The sequence below is a fragment of the Algibacter miyuki genome, assembly GCF_030409805.1.
Taxonomy (GTDB): Bacteria; Bacteroidota; Bacteroidia; order Flavobacteriales; family Flavobacteriaceae; genus Algibacter; species Algibacter miyuki.
Genome location: NZ_JAUFQP010000013.1, coordinates 811,564 through 829,158 on the forward strand (window position 1 = coordinate 811,564; position 17,595 = coordinate 829,158).

At 36.1% G+C, this 17,595-nt stretch carries 15 protein-coding genes and 1 riboswitch; of the genes, 3 read left to right on the forward strand and 12 right to left on the reverse strand.

Annotated features, from left to right (window positions below):
• Positions 1–168: 168 nt before the first annotated feature.
• The 12 genes from QWY92_RS15630 to QWY92_RS15685 all read right to left on the reverse strand — a co-directional run bounded on the left by QWY92_RS15630 (position 169) and on the right by QWY92_RS15685 (position 11,094).
• The gene (locus QWY92_RS15630; RefSeq protein ID WP_290272917.1) at positions 169–588 is read right to left on the reverse strand and encodes a thiol-disulfide oxidoreductase DCC family protein; all 420 of its coding nucleotides are present in this window, start codon (positions 586–588) and stop codon (positions 169–171) included.
• Between the two features lie 59 nt (positions 589–647).
• A complete protein-coding gene (gene moeB / locus QWY92_RS15635; RefSeq protein ID WP_290272919.1) occupies positions 648–1,712 on the reverse strand; it encodes a molybdopterin-synthase adenylyltransferase MoeB in 1,065 nt (354 codons plus the stop codon).
• Entirely contained in the window at positions 1,712–2,824 is a 1,113-nt protein-coding gene (thiH, locus tag QWY92_RS15640; RefSeq protein ID WP_290272922.1) for a 2-iminoacetate synthase ThiH, read from the reverse strand. The genes moeB and thiH overlap by 1 nt, the downstream gene beginning before the upstream one ends.
• Positions 2,825–2,831: 7 nt before the next feature.
• Positions 2,832–3,605 carry a thiazole synthase gene (locus QWY92_RS15645; protein WP_290272924.1) on the reverse strand — a complete coding sequence of 258 codons (774 nt, stop codon included), beginning with the start codon at positions 3,603–3,605 and terminating at the stop codon, positions 2,832–2,834.
• Between the two features lie 35 nt (positions 3,606–3,640).
• Positions 3,641–4,294, reverse strand: coding sequence for a thiamine phosphate synthase (gene thiE, locus QWY92_RS15650; RefSeq protein WP_290272926.1), 654 nt, complete (start codon positions 4,292–4,294; stop codon positions 3,641–3,643).
• A gap of 1 nt (position 4,295) precedes the next feature.
• Positions 4,296–5,048 carry a hydroxymethylpyrimidine/phosphomethylpyrimidine kinase gene (locus QWY92_RS15655; RefSeq protein WP_290272928.1) on the reverse strand — a complete coding sequence of 251 codons (753 nt, stop codon included), beginning with the start codon at positions 5,046–5,048 and terminating at the stop codon, positions 4,296–4,298.
• Positions 5,045–5,644: a thiamine phosphate synthase gene (locus tag QWY92_RS15660; RefSeq protein WP_290272930.1), complete on the reverse strand. Its 600-nt coding sequence runs from the start codon at positions 5,642–5,644 to the stop codon at positions 5,045–5,047. The genes QWY92_RS15655 and QWY92_RS15660 overlap by 4 nt, the downstream gene beginning before the upstream one ends.
• Positions 5,645–5,804: 160 nt before the next feature.
• Positions 5,805–7,664, reverse strand: coding sequence for a phosphomethylpyrimidine synthase ThiC (gene thiC / locus QWY92_RS15665; RefSeq protein ID WP_290272932.1), 1,860 nt, complete (start codon positions 7,662–7,664; stop codon positions 5,805–5,807).
• Between the two features lie 78 nt (positions 7,665–7,742).
• Complete coding sequence (gene thiS / locus QWY92_RS15670; RefSeq protein ID WP_290272934.1) at positions 7,743–7,946, reverse strand: sulfur carrier protein ThiS; 204 nt, start codon at positions 7,944–7,946, stop codon at positions 7,743–7,745.
• An 87-nt stretch (positions 7,947–8,033) separates the two neighbouring features.
• A riboswitch (TPP riboswitch) is annotated at positions 8,034–8,136 on the reverse strand.
• Positions 8,137–8,298: 162 nt separating this feature from the next.
• Entirely contained in the window at positions 8,299–8,601 is a 303-nt protein-coding gene (locus tag QWY92_RS15675; protein WP_290272936.1) for a type II toxin-antitoxin system RelE/ParE family toxin, read from the reverse strand.
• Positions 8,598–8,840, reverse strand: a complete 243-nt coding sequence (locus QWY92_RS15680) for a type II toxin-antitoxin system ParD family antitoxin (RefSeq protein WP_290272938.1) — start codon at positions 8,838–8,840, stop codon at positions 8,598–8,600. The genes QWY92_RS15675 and QWY92_RS15680 overlap by 4 nt, the downstream gene beginning before the upstream one ends.
• An 85-nt stretch (positions 8,841–8,925) precedes the next feature.
• Positions 8,926–11,094, reverse strand: a complete 2,169-nt coding sequence (locus tag QWY92_RS15685) for an endonuclease MutS2 (RefSeq protein WP_290272940.1) — start codon at positions 11,092–11,094, stop codon at positions 8,926–8,928.
• A gap of 399 nt (positions 11,095–11,493) precedes the next feature.
• On the opposite strand from QWY92_RS15685, the gene QWY92_RS15690 reads away from it, so the two are divergent.
• The 3 genes from QWY92_RS15690 to QWY92_RS15700 all read left to right on the forward strand — a co-directional run bounded on the left by QWY92_RS15690 (position 11,494) and on the right by QWY92_RS15700 (position 17,536).
• Positions 11,494–12,807 (forward strand): beta-helix domain-containing protein, encoded by a 1,314-nt coding sequence (locus QWY92_RS15690; RefSeq protein ID WP_290272943.1) that lies wholly within the window; start codon positions 11,494–11,496, stop codon positions 12,805–12,807.
• A gap of 153 nt (positions 12,808–12,960) precedes the next feature.
• Positions 12,961–14,403: a T9SS type B sorting domain-containing protein gene (locus QWY92_RS15695; RefSeq protein WP_290272945.1), complete on the forward strand. Its 1,443-nt coding sequence runs from the start codon at positions 12,961–12,963 to the stop codon at positions 14,401–14,403.
• Position 14,404: 1 nt separating this feature from the next.
• The gene (locus tag QWY92_RS15700) at positions 14,405–17,536 is read left to right on the forward strand and encodes a PorP/SprF family type IX secretion system membrane protein (protein ID WP_290272946.1); all 3,132 of its coding nucleotides are present in this window, start codon (positions 14,405–14,407) and stop codon (positions 17,534–17,536) included.
• The last annotated feature ends 59 nt before the right edge of the window (positions 17,537–17,595 follow it).

Genomic DNA, 17,595 nt, shown 5'->3' on the forward strand with positions numbered 1-17,595 from the left:
CTTTATGTTTTTTCAATGCATTAAAAAGCCTCTAAAAATAAAGTTTCGGTCTATTTAAGCTTCACAAAAAGGATGCCGCTGCTATCGCTCCCGCAACCATCTGCGAAGATTTTGTAAGGTATTACTATCTGCAAAAAGATTTACATAAAATGATCAAAAACAAAGAAATTACTCCAAAAACCGACTTTTTAATTCAGCAGTAGGGATCATGCATGATTCTTTTTTACCATACCATTTATATCGGTTTTTTGCTATAAAATCGTAAACCCAGTTTCTGATAAAAGCGGGAATTATAAAAAATATAGCCATCAGTTTTTCAGGAAAACCAAGAGAAACGGCCACTTTTAAAGCTGCGGTAGACTTATATTCAACTCCTTTTTCAGGTATGTAAAGTAAAATAGAATCTATTTTGGTAGTGTCAATATTATAATGCTTTAGAATATCTGTTCCTACAGAACTCTCTAAAGCAGCATACATAAATTGTGCCTTCTTATCACGTTTTATAACGTATTGCACGCTGCTATTGCAAAGGTTGCAAACACCATCGAACAAGATTAGTTTTTTATGTTTAGGGACTCCAAAATACATGCTGTAAAAATACCAAATTATAAATTAGTCTTCGGTGATTACGGCAGACTTCTTTCAGGCTAACTATAAGCGTCTAAACCGTTTTTTAAATTCACTAGGTTTTTATCAAAGTCTCTTTGACGCAAAATAGCTATAGCTACTTTGCTTCTTACGCCAGACTTGCAATACACCAGCAAATCTTTGTTTTGCGGAATTTCATGTAATCGCTCTTCAAGCTCTTGTAACGGAATGTGTAAACTTTCGATATAACGTATTTGGCGCTCGGCATTGGTTCGAACATCTAAAACGGTATAATTCTCTTTGTATAAGGCGTAAGTTTCGAAAGTTATTTCTGTTATTTCATTCGAAATGCCACAAAAAACCTCGTAATCATGAGCTAACTTTTCAATAAAAATAGATTCGTTTTTGTCAAAATTAAAAATAAGTTGTTGCGAGCTAAGCGCATTATAGGTAAGTACTTTTCCTGAAAGCACATCGCCTAGGCCTAAAATTAGTTTTAAAACTTCATTCGCTTGTAAACTACCAATAATGCCTGGTAAAACACCTAACACTCCAATTTCTGAGCAATTTGGAACCGCACCTGCTTTTGGTGGCGTTGGAAATAAGCAACGGTATGTGGGGCCATTGTTGTAATTAAACACCGAAACTTGTCCTTCAAACTTAAAAATAGATCCAAAAACTAGAGGTTTATTGCTAAGCACAGCAGCATCGTTTACTAAATAACGCGTTGGGAAATTATCGCTACCATCCACAATAATATCATAATTTGAGAACAAATTTAAAGCATTTTCTGAAGTTACTTTTTCTATATGAATCTCGAATTTTACAAATGGATTTAATCGTGATAATTTACTAGCAGCAACTTCAGCTTTAAATTCACCTAAATCGTCGTGTGTATAGAGAATCTGTCGCTGTAAATTACTTTGGTCAATGGTGTCATGGTCTATAATACCAATATTTCCAATACCTGCCGCTGTTAAGTATTGTAAAATAGGGCAGCCCAAACCACCAGCGCCAATAACCAATACTTTGGCGTTTTTTAGTCTTAACTGTCCTTGCTCACCGATATTATCTAAAATAAGATGCCGGTTATATTGTTGTTTTTCTTCCTTAGATAGTTGCATTATTCCCAATTGTTGGCCCAATCTTTCCAAACCACTTCCAATCCTTTTGACTTTAACATATTAGCGACAGCTTCTGTAGAACGCTCGTCCGAAATTTCAAACTGCTCTAAAGATTCTGGAGCCACGGCATAACCGCCAGGGTTGGTTTTAGACTCGGCACTGATGGAGGTTATTCCTAAATTCACAATATTATTTCTAAAGACTTCACTCTCACGCGTCGACATGGATAACTCCACATCTTCATCTAGTAATCTAAAAGCACAAATAAGTTGTACCAAATCCGGATCGGTCATTTCTACCTTAGGATCTAATCCTCCAGAATGGGGGCGAAGCCTAGGGAAAGAAATGGAGTATTTTGTTTTCCAGTACGTTTTTTGTAAATATTTTAAATGTAAGGCTGTAAAAAAACTATCGGCACGCCAATCTTCTAAACCAAATAAGGCGCCTAATCCAATTTTATGAATACCTGCTTTACCTAAGCGATCGGGGGTTTCTAATCTATAATCGAAATTAGATTTTTTTCCTTTCGGGTGATGTTTTTTATACTCATTTCGATGATATGTTTCTTGATAAACTAAAACAGCAAATAGTCCGTTGTCTATCAATTCTTCATATTCATTTTGGTCTAAAGGCTGTACTTCAATAGTGATATTAGAAAAATGCGAACGTATTAGGTTGAGGGCATTTTTAAAATATTCTACACCAACGGTTTTATTAGCTTCACCTGTAACCAGTAAAATATGGTCGTAACCTTTAGATTTTATATAAGCTACTTCTTTTAAAATTTCAGCATCGGTTAACGTTCTACGTGGAATTTTATTAGTCATGCTAAAGCCGCAATAAGTGCAAATGTTTTGGCATTCGTTACTTAAATACATAGGCGAATACATTTGTATGGTATTCCCGAAGCGTTTTTTAGTTAATACTCTACTTAACTGCGCCATATCTTCTAAATAGGGTTTTGCAGCAGGAGAAATAAGGGCTTTAAAATCTTCTAAATCTCGTTTAGAATTTCCTAAAGCACGCAGCACATCGCTTTCTGTTTTAGAGAAAATGCTTTGTAGGGTATCATCCCAATGGTATGTATTAAAAGTTTCTGTAAAGCTGCTCATGGTTTTATTAATTCAAAAAACTGGTTAACGGACTACTAGCTTCGGCTTTTTTGTTTACAATAGGTGCTAATTTTGCTTGGTGCGCCATGCGTCCAGCTTCAACGGCTAATTTAAAAGCGGTAGCCATGGCTGTTGGGTTTTGCGAAACGGCTATGGCGGTATTTACCAACACGGCATCGGCTCCTAATTCCATAGCATAAGCAGCATGCGATGGTGCGCCAATACCAGCATCTACAATAACTGGGACGTTACTTTGATCGATTATAATTTCTAGAAAATCTTGAGTTTTTAAACCTTTATTGCTGCCAATTGGAGCGCCTAAAGGCATTACGCATTGTGCGCCAACTTCTTCTAGGAGTTTGCATAACACAGGGTCGGCATGAATATAGGGCATCACTACAAAACCTAATTTTACTAACGCTTCGGCAGCTTTTAGAGTTTCAATGGGGTCTGGTAATAAATATTTTGGATCCGGATGAATTTCTAATTTAATCCAATTAGTTTCTAAAGCTTCGCGCGATAATTGTGCTGCAAAAACAGCTTCTTTTGCATTGCGAACACCTGATGTATTTGGTAATAAATTAATTCTTGGATGATCTAAATGCGACAAAATATCGTCGTCTTTATCTTGAACATCAACGCGTTTTAGTGCCACAGTGATTAACTCACTTTTCGAAGCCAATAAAGCGGATTTCATTAATGCCGAGGAACTAAATTTTCCAGTGCCTGTAAACAGTCTAGAGGAAAAAGTTTTATCTGCTATTTGTAATTTATCATTCATAATAAAAGTAACTTTTATTAAAGGGTTGAGCTTGTTTAATTTTTAGGTTCTTCAGGTTTCCAGAGTTGTTCTGGTGCGGTTCCTCCGTTTATTAGTGCTTTAAACTTTGTTATTTTATTGAAATCACGTGTAATTTCACCCGAAACGGCAATGCCAAAAACGCCGGTAATCATAAGATCTAAAACATCATTTAAGGTGATGCCTCCAATAGCAATAATTGGCGTTTTGGTGTTTAAAGCCGTGATAATTTCGGTATAACCTTTTTCACCCAATACCGGACTTAAATCACCTTTAGTTTCCGTAAAACGAAAAGGGCCTAAGCCAATATAATCGACGCCTTTATCAAGAAGCGTTTGGCAATCTTCTAGAGAATTTCCTGTGCCACCAATAGTTTGCCAAGAAGCCATTGCTTTTCGAGCTACGGTTGGGCACGTATCTTTTTTGCCTAAATGCACACCGTCTGCTTTAACTTCTACAGCTACTTTATAATGGTCGTTTATAATTAAACGCGTTTGAAAATGATTGGTGATTTCTCTTGCCTTTTTCGCGGTTTCTAAAACAGTTGCTGGCGGTGTTTTCTTTAAACGCAATTGTACCAGTTCAGCTCCTGCAGCACAGGCACTGTGAATATTATTTAAATGGTCTTGTGGAGTGGCACCTTGTGATATGTAGTGTAATGTCGTTTTCATATTATTTTTTTGAATGAAAGCCTAATAATGAGGTATTAGAACTTAAAAATTTTTCGGTGTATTGTTTCCCTTTTAAACAGGCTTTCAATATAGGGAACTCTAAGGCTAAATAGCTTGTTATTGCTGATGATAATACACAGCCGCTGCCATGTTTTTCAGTACAACTTTTAGACTTGGCATTCAATACAAAGTGTTTTTTGTTTTTAAGATGAAGCGCGTCTTGTCCTAGTTTTTCGGGATGATGACCACCTTTTAAAAACAGATTGGTTTTAGATTGAATATGCGCAATAGTTTCGCTAATCGTTTTCTTTGAATATAATTGTTGAATTTCTTCGTAATTAGGAGTGAGCAGATAGATTTTAGATAATATAATATCTAATTTTTCTGAATGATTATTATGAAAATCAAAATTAGAACTCGATTTTAAAATAGGATCTAAAATAATTTTTATTTCAGGGTTTAGGCTTTGTAATTTGTTGATGATAATTTCTAAAACATCCCAGTTTTCTACAATGCCAATTTTAACGAAGTTAATTTTAAAACGATTAAAAAGAACGTCTATTTGATTTAAAATAATTGAAGTCGGTATCCAATGGCAAGCGAAAAAAGATTGATCATCTTGTACCGTATTTGCCGTGCAAACTGATAAACCATAACATTTTAAGGCCTCGAATGTTTTAACATCGGCGGTTAGTCCGGCACCGTTTGTGGGGTCGAAACCTGCAATGGTTAATATGTTTGGTCTGTTTTTCAAAGTTTAATGTTGCTATGTGCTGTTTGTAATTCAATAAAACTTTTTACAGGGTTTTCGGCATTCCAAACACCACCTAAAACACCAACGCCTTTAAAACCGAGTTTGAACGTTTCTAATAGGGTATCGGTATTGATACCACCCATGCCAACAATAAATTTATCGATATGATTAACGTCGAATCCACGACCTTCGTAACCTGCTTTAGAAATGGATGAAAACACCGGACTTAACAAATGATAATCGAATTCGAATTCGCAGTCGATAAGGTCTTGAATTTCATGAAACGATGAGCTAATGGTTTTTCCATACATGCTAAGGTTTTTGAAATATTGCCCAGGATTATCAATATGGTCTATTCGTTTTTGTTCTTGAAAATGAATGCCTTTTAATGGGTATGTATTAACAAGCTCATGGAAATAATGAACCACAATGCGGTTATGATATTGTTTAGATATTTGGTTTAAATAAGCACAATGTTCGTCGTAATTTTTTTCAGGTTTTCTAAAATGATAGTATTGTAATCCTGCTTGAAATAACTGATTAAGTATTTCAATTTCGTTTGGAATATCGTGTTCTGGTGAAATTAAGACTATCATGTTCTGTATTTTGTTTTGCGCTTTATTATGCCGTAGCGATATGCCGTGACACTGAGTTAGGGATTGCAGTGAAAATCCTTTTGCTTTTTTTGCAAAAGATTGTAACGGAAAGCCCGCCCGTGCTTTTGCTAAAAAGCACGGGAACTCCCTAATTATTTTGTTAAAGATACACTTCGGATCCTTTTTCTTTAAATTCTTTCGATTTTTCTTCGAAACCTTTTGCAATAACCTCGTTGTCTACAATGTCGTTTTCGGCGGCAAAATCTCTCACTTCTTGAGAAATTTTCATGGAGCAGAATTTTGGTCCGCACATAGAACAGAAATGTGCAATTTTAGCACCTTCGGCAGGTAGAGTTTCATCGTGATATTCGCGAGCGCGTTCAGGATCTAAGCCAAGGTTAAATTGATCTTCCCAACGGAACTCGAAACGTGCCATACTTAAGGCATTGTCGCGATGTTGAGAACCGGGATGACCTTTGGCTAAATCGGCTGCATGGGCGGCCAATTTATAGGTGACCACGCCAACACGAACGTCTTCTTTATTAGGTAAACCAAGGTGTTCTTTTGGGGTTACGTAGCACAGCATGGCGCAGCCGTACCAACCAATCATGGCGGCACCGATGCCCGATGTAATGTGGTCGTAACCTGGCGCGATGTCTGTGGTTAAAGGGCCTAAGGTGTAAAAAGGTGCCTCGTCGCAAAGTTCAATTTGCTTTTCCATGTTTTCCTTAATCATGTGCATTGGTACGTGACCAGGACCTTCTATAAAACACTGTACTTCGTGCTTACGGGCTATTTGTGTAAGTTCGCCAAGGGTTTCTAATTCGGCAAATTGTGCCTCGTCGTTAGCATCGGCAACCGAGCCAGGACGCAGACCATCGCCTAGAGAAAAAGCCACATCGTATTGTTTTAAAATCTCGCAAATATCTTCGAAATGGGTGTATAAAAAACTTTCTTTATGATGTGCTAAACACCATTTTGCCATAATAGAACCGCCACGGGACACAATGCCGGTAACGCGTTTGGCCGTCATGGGTACGTAACGCAATAAAACGCCAGCGTGAATGGTGAAATAATCGACACCTTGTTCGGCTTGTTCTATTAGGGTATCTCGGAAAATTTCCCAAGTTAAATCTTCGGCAACACCATTTACTTTTTCTAAAGCTTGGTAAATTGGCACGGTACCTACTGGAACCGGTGAGTTACGGATAATCCATTCGCGAGTTTCGTGAATGTTCTCACCGGTAGAAAGATCCATAATATTATCGGCGCCCCAACGGCATGCCCAAACGGCTTTTTCGACTTCTTCTTCTATGGATGATGTTACGGCAGAATTACCAATGTTGGCATTAATTTTTACCAAGAAATTACGACCTAAAATCATAGGTTCGGCTTCGGGATGGTTAATGTTTGAAGGGATTACGGCACGACCTCTGGCTACTTCTGAGCGTACAAATTCTGGTGTGATTTTATCGGGAATAGAAGCGCCGAAGTGTTCGCCTTTGTGTTGTTTTCTAATCTCCGTCATCTCGTCGATACGTTGGTTTTCACGAATCGCAATGTATTCCATTTCGGGCGTAATAATACCTTTTTTAGCGTAATGTAATTGGGTTACGTTTTGTCCGTTTTTGGCTCGCATTGGCTTTTTTTGAAGCGAAAAGCGCATGTGGTCTAAACTTTTATCGTTTAAACGTTGGTTGCAATATTCTGAAGAAAAGGCATCGAGCTGCTCCACATCGCCACGCTCTTTAATCCAGCTTTCACGAATACGTTCGATACCGGCGTGGATGTCAATTTTTTTGTTTGGATCGGTATATGGCCCCGAGGTATCGTAAACAGTTACAGGCTCGTTTGGCGTTTTCTTTTTGGTCATCGAATCGGTGGTGTCGCTCAAAGAAATTTCGCGCATGGCCACTTTAATTTGTGGATGAATTTTGCCTTCTACATATATTTTTTTAGAATTAGGAAAAGGATTTCTAGTAATTCCGTCTTGTTTTGGAGCGGTATCTTTTTGCTTCATGGCTTGTGGTTTTTTCGCTGTAACTGTTAGTATATTATGGTTAAATTTTTGTTTGAATATTTGTTTTTGGAGTAGGGGTTAACCGCCTTGTGTGGCTGTAATAATTAGAACACTGTCGCCCTCAGTAAGGGTGTAGGTTTTCCAAAGTGCTTTTGTGATAATGTCTTGGTTTACGGCTAGCGCAATGCCTTGAGGAGAAATATCTAGCATGTCTAGAACCTGGTCTAACGTGCTATTTACTTTAAATTTGTGATTTTGGTTGTTTACTTTTATGTTTATCATACAAAAACGGTTTTGGAGACTAAAAAAAAATTAGTCAAACAATTTTGTAAACAATAAAAGATTTTGGAATTTGAAAAAAGGGCAGTGGTTACACTGTTAACTTTTCCCTCCGTTGGTGTTAACCAAATCAGGTTCTAAGGATATTTCTCAAACTAATTAACTTAATAATTAATTACTCCTAAAGTTTACTATCGCAAATATATATAAAAGAATGTAGGATTAGACTACAAAAAGTGAGATTGTTTTTTGAGTAGGGGTTATTGGGTTGTTTTTGTGTTTGTTACGTGGGTGCGGAGACTAGATTTACAGTATAAACCAAATAGTTTGTATTTGATTAGAGATTGTTATGATTTTATTTCAATCGGTTTTTACTATCCATCCTTTGGTGTAAAATTCTAACAATTTCAACACTATCATTTTCTGCTTTTCTATAAAAAACGAGGTGAGATTTGATTTTGGATACACGATAGTTTTTTCGAGTTTGCTCTACCGATTTTCCAATGAGATAGTTATTTGAAATAAACTCTCTTTCTTCTATAATTAAGCCGTAATATCTATCCGCTTGATCTTTCGACCATTTATGAAATGTATAAACCCAAATATCATTTAAATCAGCAATGGCTTGTTCACTTATTCGATATTTGTTTTGACTCATAAGTGTTTGCTGTGTAATTCGGTCAAATTTTGTTTTGGGTCAAAATTTTCAACAAAGCCACTTTTTTCTCCAATTTCGAGCGCTTTAATAAGTGCGCTTTCTTTTTTTTCTTCTCTTTCTAATAATCGAAGTGCTGAACGAATAACTTCACTAACAGAGCCGTATCTGCCAGATTTTACTTCTTCTTTAATAAAATCTTCAAAATGATCTCCAAGTGATATTGATGTGTTTTTTCCCATTTGAAAATTTAAGTTTACTCAAAAATACCAAATCTTGGTAACGTGGCAAAATAACGTTTAATCTAAAAAGAAGGTTAATGTTTCATCACTTCTTAACATGCTCTACCAATTCCAACTGATCGATACTGACGTTAGTAGTAAAGATGCCATAATTTACAACCGCTTTGTTTTTTTCAATTTTATCTACAGTTCCAACAGCACGACCATCTTCCATACGTACGCGATCGCCAAGCCTGATTATTGATTTTGGTTTAGGAGCTTCAATGGCTTTTTTCTTGGCTTCTTTTTTCTTCTCGCGAATAACTTCTACTTTCTTTTCTACTTCTTTTTTAATTTGAATTTCTTTGGCCTTAACTTTCTTTTTCTCTTTTACAGTAACACGTTTACGTTTAGAGTTTTCAATTTGAACAATTTTAAACAATTCGCCCATCATTTCTTTTTTTTGTTTGTTGTTAAAGAATTTTTCGGCAATATCGTTTACTTTTTGTCCTAAGTAAATAAGGCGTTGGTTGCTATCGTAAAGTTCTTGATAGCTTTCTAGTTTCCTTTGTATTTTGGTGTTTATTTCCTCTAGTTTATCGGCTTCTTCTCCTTTTTTCTTTTCGTTTTCTTTTAGAGATTGCCCGGTTTTTTCGAGTTTAGAACGTTCTTTTTGAAGTTTTGCAATGGTAGCATCAAAACGAACTTTACTACGTTCAATTTTCTTTTTGGCACGGTTTATTAAACTATAAGGTATACCGTTTTTTTGAGCGACTTCAAAAGTGAAACTACTTCCGGCCTGACCGATAACGAGTTTAAAAAGTGGTTCGAGTGTGCGCTCGTCAAACAACATGTTGGCATTTAACATGTGTGGCATTTCGTTTGCTAGAATTTTCAGGTTAGAATAATGTGTGGTAATAATCCCGAAGGCTTCACGATGGTAAAATTCTTCTAAAAATGTTTCCGCTAAAGCGCCACCAAGTTCTGGGTCACTTCCTGTTCCGAATTCATCTATTAAAAAAAGCGTGTTTTTGTTACACTTCTTCAAGAAATAATTCATTTGTTTTAAACGGTAACTATAGGTGCTTAAATGGTTTTCTATAGATTGATTATCGCCAATATCACTTAAAATTCTATCGAATAAGGTCACTGTACTTCTTTCGTGTACCGGAATAAGCATACCACTTTGCAGCATAACTTGCAGTAAACCTACTGTTTTTAATGTAATACTTTTTCCGCCGGCATTGGGGCCAGAAATAACAATAATGCGACTGTCTTTTTTTAGTTTTATACTTTGCGGAAATGTTTTTTCTTCCTTTGCTAAATTATTTAAATAGAGTAGCGGGTGGTAGGCGTCTCGTAAATTCATGCTGCCATCTTCGGTGAATTCCGGAAGTATCGCATTCATGGAGTTTGCGTATTTCGCTTTCGCGGAAATAACATCAATATCAATTAAAAAAGATTGGTAATCTTCTAAAAGTGTTAAAAACGGACGAATAAAATTAGTAACTTCTTTTAAAATACGAATAACCTCTTCGTGCTCTTCATATTCTAAATTATTGAGTTCTCTAGAATATTGTAATGTAGTTTCTGGTTCTATATATACAATGCTTCCGGTTTTGCTGCCACCCATTATGGCACCTTTAACTTTACGACGGTACATCGCTTTTACGGCAAGTACACGCTTATTATCTACTACCGATTCGCGAATGTCGTCCAAATATTCTAAACCGTGATAAGTGTTTAGAGCCGAGCTAAAACTCGCGTTTATTTTTCCTTTTATTTGGTTGATAGATTGGCGTAAATCGAATAAGGTATTTGATGCATTATCTTTTATATCTCCGAATCGATCGACAATAGCGTCTACTTTTTCAATAAGCACATTAGTGACTTCAATATGCGATGCAAAAGCGTTTAAGTTGATATAATATTCCTCAAACTTCTTTAAAAATACCACAATGGCATTTACAGAAATAGACATGGCTACAATTTTCTTTAAGCCATGCACTTCTAAAAACGTGTTTTCAATGCGTAATAATTTTAGTTCCTTGACAATGGTATCAAAACCATGATTGGGAATGCGATTATCATTATCGAAAGACGACACGTACTCGTATGTGAGTAGTAATGCGTTTTGTAATTCCTCTTTAGTTTTAAAAGGTTCAATTTCTAAAACTTTTTGATGGCCTAAAGGTGTTACGCAAAGCTCGCTAACTTGTTGTAAAACGGTTTGAAATTCTAGGTCTTTTAGTGTTTTTTCGTGAATGTGTATCATTCGAAGTTTTGGTCAATAAAAATATTAGGAGCAAAGTTACATATTCTATTTGAGAAAGGTTAGCTCGGTTGGGGTTGGTATTGGATTAATTACAACAGGATTGTTTTTTAGTCTAAATAGCTGTTGTTTAAGTTTTTTCTTACTAAAATATAAGGTTTTTGTACTTTTATAAGGTAAGTATATAGGTAAATGGCCGTTCATGGATTGTATAATGATTTTCTTGTATGTTGATTTTCAGGGGTTTTGACGCTTCAAAGTGTATTTCGTCGATTAAATTTAAAAAAAAATCAATAAAAAGTGTATTTCATCGTTAAAATTGACGTTTGATGGATAAAAATATGTATTTTTGATTAAAGTTTAGAGTCGATTACAATTGAAGCTAAGTTAAAACTAAATGTCATGAAAAACTTTACATTAATCACCTTAATATTTCTTACCGTGTCGGGCAGTATTTTTGCCCAACAAGAAAAAGGTATCATAGGCGCTAATAATTGGTTGGAAAACTGGACAGAGTTTAAACCAAACCAAAGCGATTATAGAGAGCCAAATAAAATACTAACAGGGAATATTAGCGAAGATATTACTTTAAACAAACGCGATACCTATATTATTATGGGCAGTGTTTTTGTAACTAATAATGCGACGCTTACTATTGAACCTGGAACGGTTATTATTGGTGATTCAGATTCTAAAGCATCACTTACAATTACCAAAGGCGCCACAATTATGGCCGATGGTTTAGAAACCGATCCTATTGTTTTTACTTCAAATAAAAGTGTAAAGCGTGCTGGAGATTGGGGAGGCATCATGATTTTGGGCGATGGCCCATTAAATAAATTTGGTAATGGTTCGGTAGCATCTTTTCATTCCGATCTTAATCCTAGTAATTATGCGCATACAAGTTATGGTGGTGACAATTTAGAAGGTTGCTCTGGTGTAATGCGTTATGTGCGTATAGAATATGCCGGAAAAAGAATTAAGGGAGCCGGTTATTTAAATGGACTTTTATTAGCTGGCGTAGGAAAACACACTATATTTGATAATGTGATGATAAGTTATGCTGCTGGAGATGCTGTTGAAGTTTGGGGTGGCGAAGTAGTACTAGATAAAATAGTATCGTACAGAACGAATAGTAACGATTTTAAGTTTAACTATGGAGCACAATGCGAATTAACTAATTCGCTATCTGTGAGATCGCCATATATATCAAGTAGTGAAGGATCAAGATGTTTAATGGTTTTAAGCTACGACGAAATTTCAGAAGTTGATTTTACTAAAAAAGGAACTTCGGTACACGCCAAAAATATAACCATGCTGAATGATAGCGAAGATGTACAGGCTGATATTGAAAAAGGCTTGGTTAAGGAAGCTATTTTTGTAGCCCAAAACGCATCGTTAAACATGAGTAAAAGTGTTATTTCTGGTTTTAATCCCGCTGTTTTGTTAGCCGAAACAATTAATATAAATCAAGAAAATTTGGATAAATTAAAATTCAGTAACATGTATTTTAATAACTGTAACGGAAATATTTTTGTTGAAAATAACACCAATAATGAAGATTTAGAAAACTGGTACGGTAACGCAGCCTTTTATAATGTGTATTCTAAAAGTCATAATGCAGAAACATTTATTGATATTAGAAACGAACGTAGACCAGATTTTAGGTTACGAATTAACAAAATTATTGCATCACACGATGTTGAAAATGATTAATAACCCAAAACCCCATACATTGAAATAACTCTAGAACACTTTTTATTTCCAGTTTAAGCTCTCATAAATTTGGAGAATTCTATATATGTATTAACACACGCGTTGGTGCAATAATGATTTCTAGATTTTTAAGTACTAAAAAGATAATATTGAATGAGATATTTAACTGCTATTATTTTTTTTGCCTTGAGTTTTATCGCAACAGGACATGCCCAAATAGTTATAGGAAAACCTAGCTTAGGTTTTTCGCAAGCTTGCGCTAGTCCATCTTTTAATACCTATCACACCACGTTTGCATTTTCTCCAGATACTGCGCTTGAAGCATCTAATCAGTTTACAATAGAACTTTCCGATGCCACAGGAGATTTCTCTAGCGCTTCAATAATTTACACCTCAACACCCGGAGAGGTAACAACATCGCCAGCAACATTAACTTTTTCGCTACCTAACACAACCTCTGGCGAAAGTTATAAATTACGAATTAAAAGTACAGCTCCTGTGGCTAGTAGTACAGCTTCTGTTGCTTTTGCGGCCTATTATAAAATTCAGAATACGCCATTTTCTATTAATAATTTAATTGAAACAGGATCTTATTGTTCTGGTGGAAGCTATCTTTTGACGATAGATAACCCTGGAGATTCCATGAACGATTCTCCTCTAAAATATCCATCATTATCATTCAATTGGTTTCGCGTAACAGGTTTAACATCTTCAGAATTTGTAGCTAGCGGAAATACCTTAGCGGTAAATACCCCGGGTGTTTATTTTGCTGAAACTAATTATGGTACCTGTACATCAGACTCGTTTTCTAATCGGGTTACTGTTGGAGAATTAGAAACGGGTGTCACCACATTCGATATTAAGTCGAGTATAGAAATTCCGTATTGTGCAAGCGAAGGGCCAACCACTTTAACAGCTATTAACGGATCGGCATATCAGTGGTATATTAACGGAACCGAAATTCCTGGTGCTACAAACCAAATGTATAGCACTAATTTAGAAGGAACTTATTCGGTAAATGTAGATTTAGGAAACTGTTCTACAAGTGCATCAATAGTTTTAGAAAACACAGATTTCACGGCTAGTATTAATGTAGATGAAACCAATATTATTGAACCCGACGAGACTTTGGAAGTTATTGTAGAGACTACGGCGATAAACCCTGAATTTGTTTGGTATTTAAATGATACACCAATAACAGGAGCTTCAACAGATACTTTTAAAGCCAGTCAAAAAGGAAACTATAAGGTTGAAGTAAAACAAACTTCAGGATGCGTATCCATAATAACATTTGAGTTTGAGGTGGATAAAATGGTCGATTTATTTCCCGATGTTGAAAATATCCCGAACGTTATTAGCCCGAATGGAGACGGCGAAAACGATACTTGGGTTATTCCAATAAGTTATGTAAGCGGCACCACTTCCGAAGTTATAATTATGAGTTCCCAAGGCGAAATTGTTTTTAAAACTGATGATTATCAAAATAATTGGCCACAAGAACCGCTAGAATTAAACGGTATAAATCCGGTCTATTATTATATAATAACAACAGCTAATAAAGAAAAGAAGCAAGGTTCCATAACCGTCATAAAGTAGCGTGAAAAAATATATTTTACATATCGTAATATTGCTTTGTTTAGCCCAGCTCCATTCTCAAGAGAATGGCGTTGTTGCGTTTACGCTTCCCGTGAGGAATTCTTTGAAATTCAATAAATATGCACTCCATCCAACCTTTAGTTTTGTGCGCGAACAAAATAAATACATCACTGTTACCAACAAAAAACAATGGATACAATTCGATAATGCACCACAAACTTATTTGGTGAGTTATTCTGGTCGTCTTAGTGAAAATACAGGTTTAGGTGTAGGCCTTTTTCAACAAGATTATGGCGTTTTTTCTAATTTTGGAGGCATTTTAAATTTTGCCTATAATGCCGTTTTTAATAGAGATAGCAACTTAACATTTGGTGCTAATGTGGCCTTTTATCAAAGTGGGATTAATGAAGGACGAGTTGTTACTAATTTTCCTGATTCGGCATTAAATTCTATTGAAAAAAGTGCTGTAGTAACAATAAACCCAGGATTGAATTACGGAACCGCATTTTTCGATTTTGGAATTTCGGTTAACAATTTAGTGTCTTATAATTTGAATGCTTCCGAGTTGATAGAAGATAATCCGGAGCAAAATATTCAGGGGCATATCATGTATACTGGTTATATGCAAAACCGTGGTTTTTTTGATAATACTAAATTTTCGGGATTATTAAGAACAGAAGTCGGACAAGAAGAAACCTTGTTTTCGGGGCTTATGATGCTTACTGTACCAAAAGGAATTTGGGGACAAATTGGATATCACACACGTTACGGCGCGTCGGTGGGATTAGGTTTAAACATAAGCAACCAAATAGGATTGGAATATAATTACGAAAAATCTTTAGGTAAGTTTTCAGGATTTGGCGTTTCTCATGAAATTACTTTGGCTTATAAATTCAAAAAGAAGTACAGATATAATTATAGCGATGATGATAAAGAGGTAGGACTTTTTTCTTCATCCAATAAAAGAAGAAAATCAACAGTAAAACGCAGTAAAAATACGCAGTCTTCGGAAAGTGATAAAGAAAGGTTTAGAGCTAACCGAGTGGCTAGCGCTCAAAAAGCGGCAGAGCGAAAAGCAAAATACGAAGCTGAAAAATTAGCCAAAGCAGAAGCCGTTGCAAAAGCAAAGGAATTAGCAATAGAAAAAGCGAAACAAGAAGCTATTGTTAAGGCAGAAAGAATTGCTGAAGAAAAAGCTAAAGCAGCAGAAGTTGCTCAAGCTAAAAAAGTAGCTCAAGAAAAAGCTAGAGCAGAAGCACTTGCCAAAGTTGAACGAACAGCAGAAGAAAAGGCACGAGCAAAACGTGGTAGAAATAATGAAAGTACAGAAAGTGATAACGAAATATTTAGAGCCAATCGAATAGCAAATGCTAAAAAAGCTGAAGAAGTTGCTCAAGCGAAACAATTGGCAGAAGCGCAGGCTAAAGCGGTAGAAGTTGCTCAAGCAAAACAGTTAGCAGAAGAAGTTGCTCAAGCTAAACAATTGGTAGAAGCGCAAGCTAAAGCTGAAGAAGTTGCTCAAGCGAAACAATTAGCCGAAGCGCAAGCTAAAGCTGAAGAAGTTGCTCAAGCGAAACAATTGGCAGAAGCCCAAGCTAAAGCTGAAGAAGTTGCTCAAGCAAAACAATTAGCCGAAGCGCAAGCTAAAGCCGAAGAAGTTACTCAAGCGAAACAGTTGGCCGAAGCACAGGCTAAAGCAGCAGAAGTTGCTCAAGCAAAACAGTTAGCAGAAGCGCAAGCTAAAGCCGAAGAAGTTGCTCAAGCAAAGCAATTGGCAGAAGCCCAAGTTAAAGCGGAAGAAGTTGCCCAAGCGAAACAGTTGGCCGAAGCACAGGCTAAAGCAGCAGAAGTTGCTCAAGCGAAACAATTGGCAGAAGCCCAAGCTAAAGCTGAAGAAGTTGCTCAAGCAAAACAGTTAGCAGAAGCGCAAGCTAAAGCAGCAGAAGTTGCTCAAGCAAAACAATTAGCCGAAGCGCAAGCTAAAGCTGAAGAAGTTGCTCAAGCGAAACAATTGGCAGAAGCGCAAGCTAAAGCAGCAGAAGTTGCTCAAGCAAAACAGTTAGCAGAAGCGCAGGCTAAAGCTGCAGAAGTTGCTCAAGCGAAACAATTAGCAGAAGCACAGGCTAAAGCGGAAGAAGTTGCTCAAGCAAAACAATTAGCCGAAGCGCAAGCTAAAGCGAAAGAAGTTGTTTCAGAAAGTCAAAATAAAAACGGTGAAACTTCCAAAGCAAAAGAAATTGCTGATGTTCTTGGAAATGGACCAATGGACGCTGCAACACGTGCCATGATCGATTTAACAAAATTAACCGATGCGTCGAAAATAGAACAACGCGATTTATTAAATCGATTGAATGAAAAAATGTCTGGTAAGCAAAAAGACTTAGACGATTTAAAAAAGGAAAATGATTTAAGAGATCAAGGTATTGTAAGTGCTCCAAAGCCTTTTAAAAGTGTGTCTGCAGAAAATGCCGCATTAGAAGCTTTAAAAATAGAGCTTGAAGCGGTGATTAATAATAGAAGTGCAAAAATTAAAGAAATAGAAACATTATATAAAGCACGATTGAAAAAAGTAAAAAGTAAAGAGGATACTGTTAACATGATTTACTTAGATGCTATTGAGATTTTCAATAAAGAACAAAAAGAAGCAAGGGAAGCAAAAGCGAAGGTGGAGGAAACTTTAGAGCGCATTAAGATTGCTACCGATATAGAAAGAAAACGTCGTATAAAAAAGGCTGCTTATGATAATGAAGAAGATCGTTATGTTAAAGATCGAGCAGCATTAAAAAGCATTAAGCAATTTACAGAAGAAAGCGCTATACCTCTTAAATCTGAAGATTTCGATTTTGGAGATATTCAAAGTAATATCCAAATTGTGAAAGCAGTTAAAAATGCCGAAAGTGGTTATTATATGGTTGTTGCAGTGCATTCCGATGTGGTTCAAAGAGACGCCTTTTTAGCAAAAGCGGTTGCTGCGGGACAGTCAAATATTGATTTCTTTTTCGATGTGACCAGTAATAAATATTTCATCTATTATGAAAAGTTTAATGATATCGAAAGCGCCACAAGAATGTTGCAGTCTAAAGGAACAGAGCCATATAACAGTAAAATGTCTATGGTTAAAATAGAAAATTAATAACATTAAAAATGTTAAGGATATTAATTTGTTTTTCATGAATAGCTCTGTGAAAAATA